The following is a 14,070-nucleotide window of genomic DNA, read 5'->3' on the forward strand; positions in this document are numbered from 1 at the left end:
ATTCATCTTATTTAATATTACTATTCTAAATTTCTTAAAAAGTATGCAAATGGCATTCCCATTTTCTTTTTAAACACATCTGTAAACTGCTGTGCTGTTCCAAATCCTGCTTCTTCAGCAATTGCACCAAAGTTGTAATTACGAAGTTTTGAATCTTCTTCAAGTTTCTTCACTATATAATTAATTCTCAGATTACTGATATAATCCGGATAAGACATTCCTTTATGATAATTTACTACCTGAGAAAGGTATTTGTAATTTGTGCCGAAATTTGCCGCCAGCTTTTCGATTTTCAAATCCTTTTTGAGATAACCAAAAGCTGCTTCAAATCTTCCCAGTTTCTTTAACAGTTCCTGCTCCAAATCATCGGAAATATTTGGACGATGCATCCTGCTGGCTGTCTGAATTGGAGGAATAGTACTGTTCTTTTTGTACTGCTCAAAGTTTTTCTTATAACGTCGAAGCTGTACATTTCTATAGCCAAGATACGCTGCCAAAGGCACCATTAAAATTGAAACCACTAACAGTGCAATGCGCATGCCTCTTTCAACTCTTAGGTCATGTTTGATATCCTTATAGTTAGTGATCAGCTTTGCCGTATCGTACTCCTTGTTTATCCGTGAGGATAGATATTTATAATTCGTATGGAGAATTTTATCTGCCTGAAGAAGTTTGTTGGTATAAAACAGTTCCAGTTCACGATCTCCTTTACCTTTATAATGATCGATCAGCATCTCATAATTTTTCCTAAGATCTGGACGTATATATTTTTTGTCGGTAAAAATTTTGTCAACTTTTAAGAGGTAAGGAAAGGCAAGATTTTTTTTTCCCATGTCCCAGTAAGAAGAAGCAATGTAAAAATAGGAAACAGATAAATTTCCAAAATCTTTAACCTTCTTAAAATCACCTAAAGATTTTTTTAACTTACTTACCGCATTATTATACAATTTTCTATTGTAATCATTGACACCTTCAGCCTGATGAAGGTAAGAGATGATTGAAAAATCCTTAAGCCTGGCAGATTCCTTAAACGCATATTCAATTTTCTCATCAGATTCCTGAAAATTGCCAAGCCTTGTGTAACACTGGGCCAAGGACTGCAGACAGGTAAGATAAGCCCGGCTGTTTTCTTCTTTAAAATAATCTGCACATTTTAAGAATAGTGAGACTGCTTCGTTATAGAAGCCCAGATAGTATTTTTCCTGTGCAATATGATATTGTATTTTATATTTTAAATATTCATCGTCTCCTGTGGCAATAAGCAAGTTTGCCGCCAGATAGCTGTCGAGTGCCCTGTTGTGATCCCTGCCATTGTAATACACTATGCCTTTCGTCAAGAGAGCTGAACCGATCTTGTCATTGTTTTTTGTCAGCTTTGCTGCATATATCATGCTGTCAGCATAGACCAATTTTTGTCCGTACTCTACCTCATAAATATAATTCTGGTATCCATAGATAACTTCGTCCAGGTTTTCTTCTTTTTTAGCTTTTTCCAGAAAAGCTTCTAAATAGAGAAATACTTCCGGCTGGCCTTTATGCTTTTCAATTATCTCATCTAGCGCTTCATAACTCAATCTCCTTATTTCAGGTCTATTTTGAGCATACAAATCTAAGAGCAGTAAAGGGACAAGGATAAATATAAGTGATCGTATTTGCTTAATCATTAATAGGTTTTACGTTAATATTGATAAAAATTTATGGTAAGAAGAAGATTGCCGTCTGGAATAAATATAAAATTACGGAAACCTTTGAAAATACAAGGTTTTTCTTAGAAAAAATGTGCCTTGAATTTCCGGAATTTACCGTCAAACTTTCCGGAAGTCAGATAGTTACTGCTTGCAGGGGCTCTTTTGTGTCTCTAAGTTTGTTTCGAATTCAAGAGCAGGATTGCACTGTCAATCCAGGTTCACTAATCCGGGTTAATGGGCTGATGAGTAAATCATTAACGAAACCTATTAGCAAAATGAGAAGTTTATCCTATTTATTATTGCTTTTATTAATTACAGCCTGCAGCACGGATGCTGCTGAAGAAATTAAAACGCCCCATAATGAGATTGCAAAAAAGTCAATTCTTAATAGTGTTCAAGTTTCGAATACTGACAATCCTTATGACCAAAATGGAGAAGATTATCTGCTTTTGCTTGATAATTACGAGTCATACGAGCCAAAACCTTTAAATCCAGCCGGAGTGCTGGACGTGTTGGAAACAATTGGTGATGACCTGGGTATTATTCAGGCAGGATATGTCCCTGAAAATCTCCTAACAATAGAAAGTTTACAACAGCTGTCTTCCGGCAGTTTGTCTGATGCATTGTCACAGAGCGGCCTTAGCGTTCAAGCACAGACCAAGCTTGTTAGCTATTATAATGGCTTAATACTACTGAAACAGCAGGATGCAGCTTACGAAGATGTATATGTATATCTTGTAGGCCATGAAGCGACTGTACAGTCTTCAAACTTGCCGTCAGCAGAGAAGGAAGTTCTATTGTCTACCTTGTCAATCGTACGATATGACATTTACAACAGTAGTGAACGCAAAAGAAAAGACAGGGACTGGGAACTATCTACCCCGAATTTCGTGACCACCATTTTTGGAGCGATACAAAGTAACTCCAATGCCGTTATAAGAGCTGGAATCTCAAACATTGCTTATTAAAAAAAGAAATGGAAAGGGCTGAGGATTATATTAAATATACTTTAGTAAGAGAAAAATTTGAATTAATTCTCGGCCTTGTTCCAAATCTGGAACCCAACTTTATAGTATTGCTTTTTCCAGTAATCTTAACTAATTCTACTCATATTATACTTCTAAACAGCAGCCATACGCCCTCTTTGGAAAATCTGCTGAGCTTCAAAAGTTTTTATGATAAAGATCTTGTATATATGCTGTCGATCAATAAAACACCAGGATCATTTATACAGAATTTATTGCAACACTATCTAATTAAAGAGTTACTGATTGAATGCCAATATGAAGATAAGAAAATGATTGAAAAGCTTCTTAAAAAGCTATATCAGGCGGAAGTTAAGTTACAGAAAAGTCCAATGACGCAACTGTATCTCAAGATTCTGCTGCAGTATCTGCTTGAAATGCTGGACAGGGAAGAAGCATTTGACAACCGGGACATATTACTTGTCCGGGAATTCTATAAAATGCTAAACTACGACCAAATTCAAAACCGTCAGGTCAAGTTTTATGCAGACAAACTTTGCGTCAGCAGAAGATATCTTACCTGGGCAGTACATAAAATATCTGGAGACACCCCTAAGTCTTTTATTGATCATAATCTTGTTGAAAAAGCCAAACTGCTTCTTCATACAAAAAATTCAGTTTATATGATAGCAGAAGAGCTGCAATTCCAAAGCCATGCGTCCTTTACAACATTCTTTAGAAAGCATACAGGACTTTCGCCCAGCGTGTACCGTACAAACCTAAACCAAAAAAAATGATCCAGAACTATCCCCTAGAATGGCTGGATTCCCTGATTTCAATTACGCTAAATCCTTCCAAAATGTATTTGAGAGATCTTGGCAAAGAGGATATTCAGAATCTGTCGGAGAAGGCAGTAATTGAAGTGGTGCATATTCAGTCAGAATTAAAAAATCAGGTCTTTGCACTGCATAAAGAAAACCAGATAAGACTGCTGGTGCAAAAATACCACTCGGCATTAGTTATACTTCTTGATACTCTGGATAATTATCTTAAAGAGCCGGCCTTTAGTATGGAAGAGCATGGCAATATTGCCGGAACCCTGATCTCATGTCTTGATGAGCTGCTGTTTTTTATTGAAACGCGCTATCTTAATTATCTGACGCTTGAGGAAAGAGTACCTCCCACATACCTGAGTGTGTCGAGAAACGAGATGAAATTGAAATTAAACCGTCTACAAAAAAAACTAATTGCTGATGTTGCAGATCCTTCCTTTACATCAATAGTTCTGGATAACCTTTATCGTTTTGTACATTCAAAAAAAACAGAAAGTATAACTTTGCGGGAGCTCCTGTATCGTAAAGAGCTGATTCAGAAACTCGAACAGCATGGAAGTGAAGAAAAACGCACCACATTGTACAATAGCCTGCATGAGTTGCTTGTGTACATGAACTACAACAGCCGTGAATATATCTATTATTTTACCAAAAGTATTGCAGAGAAAATAAACGCATTAGAAACAAAAGCGGAGCGAATAGACAGCCTTCATTTCCATTACAAAGAGTTCAGCCAGATGCAGTCGCATCAGAGTTTTGTACTTTATCCAGAGCACGAAAATTTGAAATCAATATTGGACAACTGGTTTCATCAGGAAATTATTTACCTTGAAAAAACAATGCACCTGCCAGAGAATGTGCGTGAGATAAAGAAAGGAAACAGACAACCGTTGGCTGTGCAGGAAAAGATAAAGGTCAACCTTTCAGCAGACCAGCTCGCATTGATACTCCGTGCCTGTGATGAGGCCCAGCTGATGGTATCCCGTTCAATGAGCCAAGTATTCAAACAGATCATTCCATACGTTTCTACTCCATTGAAAGACCAGCTTTCTTATGACGCAGTTAGAAGCAAAGCTTACCATGCGGAGGATAGGGACAAAGAAATAGCCAAGAAAATATTAGAAAAACTAATCAGCAAGATTGACAGTTATTAAATTTGTCAACTTTTACTTTCTTCCTTTTCTTTATCTGATTTTCTGATGTTGATTGGTAGACCTATTTTAAATCCGACGTTTGTGTCAAGATCGGGATGAATTTTTAAATCTTCTCTTGCGACAAAAAGAAGTATACTAACCACATTTTTTTTTCCGAATTTACATTTATCATAATACCAGTTTCAAATGGCAGGGTTTCTTTCTTGGCTTGCGCTTCATTTTTACTGTATCCAAATTTTGCATATGCCCAATAACTTTTAAAGAGGCATAAAGCTCAGTGCTGTATTTCTGAAGGAATCCGTAAGCATATGGAGATCCGTCTTCTGTATAGTAGCCAGTTTTTTTCTTTTCCTCTACCATTGTCCCAGAACCTATTACTTCAGGATTATTGTTGTAAACAAAGTCTCTTTTATCAAAATCTCTAAAATTGGAAGCTCTTCCGAAATCAGCTAATGCCCTGAACATCAAAAAGGCACCATAATCTGTTGTAGCCACATGATTAAAACTTAATTTTAAGTCGTATAGGTCTCCTCTTGTATCTGTAAATCGATCACTGAATGTTTGTATAGTGCTGTCACTATTGTAAATATTAATACTTTCCCTTTCATAGTAAGTTGATAGCCCAAAATAAGTATTGTATTCGACAGTCCATATATCTTTAAATATTTTGATCTGCTTATCGTTAATTGTATCTTCGATATTCTGCACCTTGCTAAAAGCCTGATCGTAATCTTTAAATAGTTTTTCTAAGTTAAGTCCTGTGGGTACATGTATTGTGGTATCCTTTGTCTTTCCGTTTTGATGCATCTTTTTTCCTTTTATAATCAAACTAGTCAGACTGTCTCTTGTAATTTTCGTTATCATGTCATTATAGCCAGCAAATTTTAGTTTAGGATTTTTAGTCTTGTAATATTTATTAAGAACTTTAAAAAGATTGACGGTATCCTTAACTACTTGCGTAGAGTCTTCCTCAAATTTTTTTGCTTTTTTATTATCGTTCTGGCGCTCAAATTTGCGACTGAAAATTCGGTATTTCTTTTTGTCTATTGTAGACTTAGGTAGTTCTAAGTCCGTAAATATCTTACCAAGGGCATTTAAAGTATCTGTCGCTTTTTTTAAGCTATTCCCTTTTGCGCTATATAATTTAGATATCGTGCTCTGTGAGCTTTTTCCCTAACTTTGTCATCCTTTGCTGCGGGGTAAAATTTCCCATTGCCAAATGGTGCAGAAGCGAAAAGATTCAGATTTATGCTTCCTTTTTTACTGCCATCTCTATTGGCAAAAATAAATACACCATCATCCACAGAAAAGGATCTGTCAACTGTAGCAATAATATATCTGTTTCTCAATCTTGCCCCACTCAAAGACAATTCTGTTTTTTTCTCATCATATTCGTATGCGAAACCTTGTTTTGTATTATTGTCACCTAATACCATAAAATTCAAATCCTGCATAATATTTTTATGAAATGCGGTTTTGTTAAGAGGATCTTTTAAAGTATCCCTTAAGATAATCTTCTTTGGTGCAGGTTTGACAGTCTGGGCAAATGAATAAGCAACAGACAAAACGAAAAGAAAAGTGAAAAGATGTTTTATAGGTATGTTTTTCATAATGAGTGTTTTGATGTTTAAAAATAGGAAAAGACAAGTTAAAAGACATAGGTATAAACACGTGTTTTTTCTATGGGTTAGTTTTTGAGGCACAACTTGGGGCACAACTTTTAAGTTGTGCTTTTTTAGTCTTGCGCTATGCAATTACTTTGCAATGTAAAATAAACCATAATTGTTCTTCTTGGTTTATTCATAGTATGAGATGATGTTGAATGATAAATGAAAATGCTATGTTAAATTCTATTACATGGAACCGTTACATTGTAGCTGTTATTACTCTATTAATTTTATGGTATCTGTTTGTTGGATTGCGCTATTATTCTTTTGAAATAAAGGAAATTCTGCAAGGGAAAAAGAAAATTAATTTTTACCTCTTGCGAAAGAAGCCAATCAATGACCCATTCCAAACTTTCGATCAAGAACAGACTAACCAGACAAATCTTAATGAAGCATTTGAAGAATCATTTGCCACTCTTGATGAGGTTAAAGAACTGTCAGCCCGCTTGACAGCAGCAGTTTCAGAAAGTGCAGAATTAAAGCGCTCAAATGTTGAGTTCAAAAATTATATCCGATTAATTCTTTCCGATTATCCCTATGTAAAGATTTCTTCTTTACGCAGCAATGTAAACATTCTGCTTGCTCTTGATTCGGAAAAATATCCCCAACTGCTTCTTACTGCAAGTGAAGCAGATGAATTATGGGAAGAAAATAATTAAAAACAGCAGAGGAACTTTCCCCGTCCGCTCTAGTGCGGTATGGCAGATGTGACAAGGAGAATAGATGATGAGACGGCGCTGTTCCTCTGCTTTTGAATTAATATTAATCTTTAAAATGAGGTATGATGGTGAATGATGGAATAAAATTAAAGTGTTTTTTTAAAAGGAACAAGAACTTAGTAAGCTTAATTTTTCTGCTTTTAATTATTAATGGAAATACATATGCCCAGGATGGTGTGGCAGGAATAAATGAGGCGAACCAAAAGGTAAGGAGTTATTTTGATGCGGGCACAGAACTCATGTATGCCGTGGGAGCAATACTAGGACTTATAGGTGCTGTTAAAGTTTACCAGAAGTGGAATGCCGGAGACCCTGATACGGGCAAGGTTGCCGCCGCATGGTTTGGAAGCTGCGTGTTTCTTGTCGTCGTGGCTACGGTAATCAAATCTTTCTTTGGTGTATAGCCAGTCTCAACCATGAGCAGTGTCTATCAGATCAACAAAGGAATCAATCAGTCAATTGAATTTAAAGGCCTTAAAGCCCAGTACATATGGTATCTGGGAGGAGGTGTTGTCGGACTGATGATTGTTTTTGCAGTGCTTTTTATTATCGGAATTCCTTCACTGGTATGCGTTGTTTTAATTGGTGCAGCAGGAACGGTAATGGTAATTAAGATTTATCAGATGAGCAGGAAGTATGGAGAGCATGGCATGATGAAAGCTTTAGCTTCCAGACAAATTCCGAAATGTGTAAAAGTGCGCAGCAGGTCAGTTTTTTTAAAGTGATAGTCTTAGAACGTTAAACGGGTGTTAGTTTATGAAAATCTTAAATCTTTATGCAGGAATAGGAGGCAACAGAAAAAATTGGACTGATGTGTCTGTCACTGCTGTTGAACTTGATCCTCAGCTTGCTGCCATCTATTCAGAGAACTTTCCACAGGACATAGTGGTTGTTGGAGATGCGCATCAGTACCTTCTGGATCATTATAAAGAATTTGATTTTATCTGGTCTTCACCTCCGTGCCAGTCCCATTCGTCTTTCAGGCAGAATATATGCGTGAGATTCCGGGGAACTCCAGCAGTATTTCCCGATATGAGACTGTATCAGGAAGTCTTATTTTTAAGGCATAACGCTGAATGTTTATGGACAGTTGAAAATGTAAAGCCTTATTACAGACCGCTTATTGATCCCGATGCTGTTCTCAAGCGCCATTTATTCTGGTCAAATTTTGATATTTCCCAGCCTGATCTGCAGACATCAATAAAAATCAGGCATGCACAGATACCTGATCTTGAACAGGCTTTAGGTTTCAGTTTAAAGGAGTGCAGTATTTCAAACAAAAGGCAGGTGCTGCGAAACTGTGTGGATCCGAATTTAGGAGAGCATATTTTGAATGCAGCCAGAAGCCTCTGGCAGATAAAAGCAAAACTTAGTAAAGCAAGGAAAAATGGAAAAGGAGTTGGATGATGTTTTACCGATTATGGATGTGCAGCATGACTGCATTTTGTCAAAACAAGGTGATATAACGGTTGTGTTTAAAGCTGATCTGCCGGAGATTTTTACGCTGTCGGACCAGGAATATGAAGCCTTTCACCAGTCATGGATTAAAGCTGTGAAAATACTTCCCAAGTTTACTGTTTTTCACAAGCAGGACTGGTTTTTAGAAAGCAGCTACAAAGCGGATTTTGACAATGAAGACAGCAGTTTTCTCACAAGAAGCAGCGAGCGTTTCTTTAATGAAAGGCCATTTTTGGACCATTCCTGCTTTATTATGATTACAAAAAAGCCGGAAGGGCGAAAAAATTCCAGTTCGCTTTTTTCTAATCTCATAAGGAATAGCATTGCACCTCAGGAAGTGACTCAATCCCAGTTTCTTCAGGATTTCATTGACAGTACAGGCCAGTTTAAAAGGATTATGGAGGACAGCGGATTTATCCGTATGAGAAGACTAAGAAATAATGAACTCAAGAGCCAGAGCAGAAAAATAGGGCTCATTGAAAAATATTATTTTTTATCTGAAAATGAAAATTCATTTGTTTACAGCGATCTTAAGTTTTCAGAAGGTATGCAGATAGGAGATAAGCACAGCCAGCTTTTTACCCTTGGAGATGCTGCGGATCTGCCCTCGCTATGCGGGTCAAGAATCAATTTTGACCGGTATTCAACCGATAAGACAAAGTTCAGTGTCGGTTTTGCATCCACGTTGGGACAGCTGCTTTCATGCAACCATATATACAGCCAGTATATTTTTATTGAAGATGCGCAGAAAACCATCCAAAAGCTGGAAAGCAAAAGATTAAGACTCCAGTCATTATCTGCTTACAGCCGTGAGAATCTGATTGCAAGGGATGCTGCAAATGATTTTCTCAATGAAGCCATAGCACAGCAGCGGCTTCCGGTTAAAGCACATTTTAATGTCCTGGCATGGACCTCAGAAAAAGAAGAACTGAAAGACATTAAAAACAAGATTTCATCAGCCCTGGCGCAGATGGATGCAGCCGCCAAACAGGAAACTGTGGGAGCGCCGCAGATCTACTGGGCCGGCATTCCCGGAAATGCTGCCGATTTTCCAATGAATGATGCTTTTGACACTTTTACCGAGCAGGCTGTCTGTTTTCTGAATATGGAAACAGACTACCGCTCCTCGCTGAGTCCCTGCGGCATCCGTCTGGGTGACCGCCTGACGGGCAAGCCTGTCCATGTTGATATCAGTGATGAGCCGGTAAAGAAAGGCATCTGCACCAACCGGAATAAGTTTATACTCGGTCCCTCGGGAAGCGGCAAGTCCTTTTTCACTAATCATATGGTGAGAAGCTATTACGAGCAGGGAACGCATATTGTGCTGGTGGATGTTGGGCACAGCTATAAAGGGCTCTGTGATATGGTCAACGGGTACTATTTCACTTATGATGAGAAGAACCCTATCCGTTTCAATCCTTTTTACATCAGTGAGGGCAACAGTCTGGATACCGAAAAAAAAGAAAGCATTAAAACGCTTCTGCTGGCCTTGTGGAAGAAAGATGATGAAACGTTCAACAGAAGCGAGTATGTGGCGCTGTCCAATGCACTGCAGCTCTATTATGAAAATCTTGAAAAGGATAAAAACATCTTTCCCTGTTTCAATACCTTCTATGAGTTTCTGAAGGAGCAGTTTGTATCAATCCTTCAGGGAGATAAAGTCAAAGAGAAGGACTTTGATGTCAATAATTTTCTCTATGTGCTCCGTCCTTATTACAGCGGAGGTGAGTTTGATTACCTTCTGAATGCCACAGAGAATCTAGATCTTCTCAAAGAGCGCTTTATTGTATTTGAGCTGGATAATATTAAAGACCATCCCATTTTGTTTCCAGTGGTGACCATTATTATTATGGAGGTATTTATAAGCAAGATGAGAAAACTTAAGGGCATACGTAAAATGATTTTAATTGAAGAGGCATGGAAAGCCATTGCAAGGGAGGGCATGGCGGAATATCTGCGGTATCTTTTTAAGACTGTTCGCAAGTTCTTTGGCGAGGCAATAGTGGTGACCCAGGAGGTGGAGGATATTATTTCCTCACCAGTTGTCAAGCAGGCCATTATCAACAACAGCGACTGTAAAATCCTGCTGGACCAGAGCAAATACCAGAACAAGTTCGACCAGATTCAGGAGCTGCTCGGGCTGACCGAAAAGGAGAAAGCTTTGGTGCTTTCTGTAAACAAAGCCAACGATCCCGATAAGAAGTACAAGGAAGTTTTCATATCTCTTGGAGGGATGCTTTCAAAGGTCTACAGAACTGAAGTGTCTTTGGAGGAATACCTTGCCTATACCACCGAAGAAAGTGAGAAAGTCAGAATGAATGCTTTTGCAAAGCAGTTTGGCGGGGACATCAAAAAAGGGATTGCCGCAATGGCGCAGGAAATTAGAAATGGGAATTAAAAATTAAGTCAAATGAAAACGAAAATTAGAATAACTGCATGTCTCATGTGTTTTATGTTAATCAGCACGCCTGCAAGACCAGCAGAAAAGACAGCAGCCCTCCCGATTCTGGAGATAGTGAAAGCGGTAACAAAGAAAGTAATCAAAGCTATCGATCTTGGAATCCAAAGGCTGCAGAACAAAACCATCGGGCTTCAGAACGCACAGAAGCAGATTGAAAACACACTTTCCAAACTGAAGCTGGATGAGATTTCAGATTGGACAAAAAAACAGCGGGATATTTATAAAGACTATTATGAAGAGCTGCAGAAAGTTAAGTCTATTATTATCTACTACCAGAGAATTAAGGAAATTTCTTCGAAGCAGACCCGTCTGATTGAAGAATACGAAAGAGCATGGAACCTTTTTAAAAAGGATCAGAGTTTCAAAGTCTCCGAACTGGAATATATGGAAAAGGTCTATGACGGAATACTGGAAGAGAGCATTAAAAACATCGACCAGATATTTCTAATCATAAATTCATTTAGCACTCAGATGAGTGATCTGAAAAGACTGAAAATCATAAATAAAGCGGCGGATCAGATTGATACCAATTACAACGATCTCAGGCTTTTCAACCAGCAGAATGTGCTGCTGAGTCTTCAGAGGGCAAAAACAGATGCCGATGCAAAAAAAGTGAAACAATTTTACGGAATTCCGTAAACGGTATTGAAAAAGATGAAAAAGACAATATTACTATGCATAATAACAGCAATGCTTACCAGCGGCCTTCAGGCGCAGCAGGCTAAACAGAAGAGAATGCTCCTTCTTCAGATTGCAGCGCTGGGCACTTATGCGGATTATGCTGCAAAAGGATATAAGGCAGTTAAAAACGGACTGAATTTTATTTCAGATGCTAAGAAAGGCGAATTGAACCTGCACAGTGATTATTTTACATCATTGCTGGCAGTTAATCCAAAGGTTAAGAATTATAAGAGAGCTGCCGAAATAATCTCGCTTCAGTTCCAGATTTTAAAGACATATAAAAGGACTTTTGAGAACCTCCAGAAGGATGATCTTTTTCAGGGCAGTGAACTGGATTATATCCGGAGGACATTCAAACGACTGCTTGAAAGCTGTGATGAAAGTATTGACACGCTGCTTCTTGTTGCGACAAGCACCAAACTTGAAATGAAGGACAACGAAAGAATCGAGCGTATTGATAAACTTTATGAGGCAGCAAGTGAAGACTACGCTTTCTGCGAGAAATTCAGCGGAGAAATCAAAGTTTTGGCAATATCGAAAGCTAAAGAGCGAACTGATATCAGGCAGGCAGGGCAATTGCATGACCTTAAAATAAATTGATGATGAGAAAAATATTTCTAATTTTTACAATGTCTTTTCTGCTTTGTACTCCTTATTCGGCTGGAGCGCAGTCTGCTGAAATCCAGCAGCTGATTTTAAATATCGAAAAACTCTCGCAGTTTAAAAAGATATTGAGTGATATGAAGAAAGGCTATGATATGCTGAACGGCGGATATAAAGCCGTAAAGGATATGTCTGAAGGAAATTTTTCACTGCATAAGACTTTTCTTGATGCTTTGATGCAGGTAAGCCCCGTTGTGAAAAATTACAAAAGGGTGGGAGATATAGTGGAATATCAGTTTACGCTGATCAGGGAAAGCCGTAAAGGAATTGACAGGATTCTTAAAAATGAACAATTCAGTCCGAAGGAAATACAATATTTTGAAAAAGTGTATTCGAATCTAAGCAGGGAAAGTCTTAGGAATATAGATGAATTGACATCTGTAATCGCAGCGGACAAACTCAGAATGACTGATGATGAAAGACTTGAAGCGATTGACAGGATATATGACGACATGCAGCAGAAGATTCTGTTTCTGCGCGATTTTAACGGATCATCATCAATATTGGCTCTACAGCGTTCTAAGGAATCTAATGATGCTAAAGCAGTCCGCAGCAGCTATCATTTTAAAGATTAAGCAGCATATCATGATAAAGATCTTAAAAAAAACTTTTCTGTTTTTCCTGTTTCCCGCAGCAGTTTCTGCTCAGGGACTTGGAGATGATATCGGCAGCCTGCATGCTGTTCTGGAACAGCTGTATGATGAGATGATGCCGCTCTGCAGCAATCTTATGGGAGTGGGGCAGGGCATAGCGGGATTTGCAGCCGTCTTCTATATTGCCTCAAGGGTCTGGCGCCATATTGCCAATGCTGAGGCAATTGATTTTTACCCGCTTTTCAGACCGTTTGTGATCGGTTTCTGCATTATGATTTTTCCTTCTGTGCTGACACTCATAAACGGAGTCATGAAACCAACCGTCACTGCTACCGCTTCTATGGTTGCGGGATAAAACAAAGCAATTGAAGTGCTTCTCCGAGAAAAAGAAAAAGCAGTTAAAGAAAGTGCTCCATGGAAAATGTACGTCGGCGTTCTTGGAACAGGCGATCGTGAAAGATGGTATAAATATACCCATGAAGGTACGGATCCTTCTGATGAGGGAATGATGGAAGGAATAGGAAATGATGTAAAGTTTGCTATGGAGAAAGCTTCTTACAGTTTCAGGAATTCGGTCAAGGAATGGGTAAGCGAGGTGCTGCGAATTCTCTTCGAGGCCTCTTCATTGTGTATCGATACCCTGCGGACTTTTCAGCTGGTGGTGCTTTCCGTTTTAGGGCCTCTGGTATTTGGGATCGCAGTATTTGACGGATTCCAGCATACTCTTACGGTCTGGCTTGCCAGGTATATCAATATCTATCTGTGGCTTCCTGTTGCCAATATTTTTGGAGGGATTATAGGAAAAATTCAGGAGCAGATGCTGCGGCTGGATATCTCTCAGATCAATACATCAGGCGATACGTTTTTCAGCAGGACCGATATCGGATACTTGATTTTTATGATTATAGGCATTGTCGGATATTTTACTGTGCCCTCTGTTGCCAACTATATAGTGCATGCATCGGGAGGAAGCGCACTGGGACAGAAAGTAACCAGTTTATTTGGCGGTTCGACTTCATCTGTAATCGGAGGTGCTGCAACGGGAGCAGGAATGGTAATGGATACGATGGGAAATGCGGCAGGAAAAATGAGCCAGAGCATGACTTCTTCTTCAATGTCTTCGCCCTATTTTGAAGATAAAGGAAGTTACATGAGCGAAAGGCTCAAAGGAAATTCAAAAAATTAAAA

At 38.6% G+C, this 14,070-nt stretch carries 14 protein-coding genes and 1 pseudogene; 12 read left to right on the forward strand and 3 right to left on the reverse strand.

Features of this window, described 5'->3' with window-relative positions; translation table 11 throughout:
• Nucleotides 1-20 precede the first annotated feature (20 nt).
• Nucleotides 21-1,664 (reverse strand): AraC family transcriptional regulator, encoded by a 1,644-nt coding sequence (locus tag M0M44_RS11460; RefSeq protein WP_248729877.1) that lies wholly within the window; start codon nucleotides 1,662-1,664, stop codon nucleotides 21-23.
• Nucleotides 1,665-1,684: 20 nt separating this feature from the next.
• Here M0M44_RS11460 and M0M44_RS11465 point away from each other — a divergent pair, with 20 nt between their 5' ends.
• From M0M44_RS11465 to M0M44_RS11475, 3 genes are read left to right on the forward strand one after another with little or no spacing between them, the layout of a single operon-like run.
• Nucleotides 1,685-2,656 carry a hypothetical protein gene (locus M0M44_RS11465; RefSeq protein ID WP_248729878.1) on the forward strand — a complete coding sequence of 324 codons (972 nt, stop codon included), beginning with the start codon at nucleotides 1,685-1,687 and terminating at the stop codon, nucleotides 2,654-2,656.
• A gap of 8 nt (nucleotides 2,657-2,664) precedes the next feature.
• The gene (locus M0M44_RS11470) at nucleotides 2,665-3,450 is read left to right on the forward strand and encodes a helix-turn-helix domain-containing protein (protein WP_248729879.1); all 786 of its coding nucleotides are present in this window, start codon (nucleotides 2,665-2,667) and stop codon (nucleotides 3,448-3,450) included.
• Nucleotides 3,447-4,640: a hypothetical protein gene (locus M0M44_RS11475; protein WP_248729880.1), complete on the forward strand. Its 1,194-nt coding sequence runs from the start codon at nucleotides 3,447-3,449 to the stop codon at nucleotides 4,638-4,640. The genes M0M44_RS11470 and M0M44_RS11475 overlap by 4 nt, the downstream gene beginning before the upstream one ends.
• Before the next feature lie 168 nt (nucleotides 4,641-4,808).
• On the opposite strand, the gene M0M44_RS11480 is transcribed toward M0M44_RS11475, so the two are convergent.
• Both M0M44_RS11480 and M0M44_RS11485 read right to left on the reverse strand, forming a co-directional pair.
• Complete coding sequence (locus M0M44_RS11480) at nucleotides 4,809-5,504, reverse strand: hypothetical protein (RefSeq protein ID WP_248729881.1); 696 nt, start codon at nucleotides 5,502-5,504, stop codon at nucleotides 4,809-4,811.
• Nucleotides 5,505-5,755: 251 nt separating this feature from the next.
• Nucleotides 5,756-6,250: a hypothetical protein gene (locus M0M44_RS11485; RefSeq protein WP_248729882.1), complete on the reverse strand. Its 495-nt coding sequence runs from the start codon at nucleotides 6,248-6,250 to the stop codon at nucleotides 5,756-5,758.
• Nucleotides 6,251-6,480: 230 nt separating this feature from the next.
• On the opposite strand from M0M44_RS11485, the gene M0M44_RS11490 reads away from it, so the two are divergent.
• The 9 genes and pseudogenes from M0M44_RS11490 (at nucleotide 6,481) to traJ (ending at nucleotide 14,068) form a co-directional block, all read left to right on the forward strand.
• On the forward strand, nucleotides 6,481-6,966 hold the full coding sequence (locus M0M44_RS11490; RefSeq protein ID WP_248729883.1) for a hypothetical protein: 486 nt from the start codon (nucleotides 6,481-6,483) through the stop codon (nucleotides 6,964-6,966).
• 125 nt (nucleotides 6,967-7,091) lie between these two features.
• Nucleotides 7,092-7,430, forward strand: a complete 339-nt coding sequence (locus tag M0M44_RS11495; RefSeq protein ID WP_248730001.1) for a DUF4134 domain-containing protein — start codon at nucleotides 7,092-7,094, stop codon at nucleotides 7,428-7,430.
• A 12-nt stretch (nucleotides 7,431-7,442) separates the two neighbouring features.
• On the forward strand, nucleotides 7,443-7,751 hold the full coding sequence (locus tag M0M44_RS11500; protein WP_248729884.1) for a DUF4133 domain-containing protein: 309 nt from the start codon (nucleotides 7,443-7,445) through the stop codon (nucleotides 7,749-7,751).
• A 31-nt stretch (nucleotides 7,752-7,782) separates the two neighbouring features.
• Complete coding sequence (locus M0M44_RS11505) at nucleotides 7,783-8,433, forward strand: DNA cytosine methyltransferase (protein ID WP_248729885.1); 651 nt, start codon at nucleotides 7,783-7,785, stop codon at nucleotides 8,431-8,433.
• Nucleotides 8,414-10,882 (forward strand): TraG family conjugative transposon ATPase, encoded by a 2,469-nt coding sequence (locus tag M0M44_RS11510; RefSeq protein WP_248729886.1) that lies wholly within the window; start codon nucleotides 8,414-8,416, stop codon nucleotides 10,880-10,882. Before M0M44_RS11505 ends, M0M44_RS11510 begins: the two co-directional genes overlap by 20 nt.
• 12 nt (nucleotides 10,883-10,894) lie before the next feature.
• Nucleotides 10,895-11,584: a conjugal transfer protein TraI gene (locus M0M44_RS11515; protein ID WP_248729887.1), complete on the forward strand. Its 690-nt coding sequence runs from the start codon at nucleotides 10,895-10,897 to the stop codon at nucleotides 11,582-11,584.
• 15 nt (nucleotides 11,585-11,599) lie between these two features.
• Nucleotides 11,600-12,226, forward strand: a complete 627-nt coding sequence (locus tag M0M44_RS11520; protein WP_248729888.1) for a hypothetical protein — start codon at nucleotides 11,600-11,602, stop codon at nucleotides 12,224-12,226.
• Nucleotides 12,227-12,228: 2 nt separating this feature from the next.
• Nucleotides 12,229-12,864, forward strand: a complete 636-nt coding sequence (locus tag M0M44_RS11525) for a TerB family tellurite resistance protein (RefSeq protein ID WP_248729889.1) — start codon at nucleotides 12,229-12,231, stop codon at nucleotides 12,862-12,864.
• Nucleotides 12,865-12,874: 10 nt separating this feature from the next.
• Nucleotides 12,875-14,068, forward strand: a pseudogene (traJ, locus tag M0M44_RS11535) (conjugative transposon protein TraJ).
• The last annotated feature ends 2 nt before the right edge of the window (nucleotides 14,069-14,070 follow it).

The organism is Flavobacterium humidisoli (genome assembly GCF_023272795.1).
Classification (GTDB): domain Bacteria; phylum Bacteroidota; class Bacteroidia; order Flavobacteriales; family Flavobacteriaceae; genus Flavobacterium; species Flavobacterium humidisoli.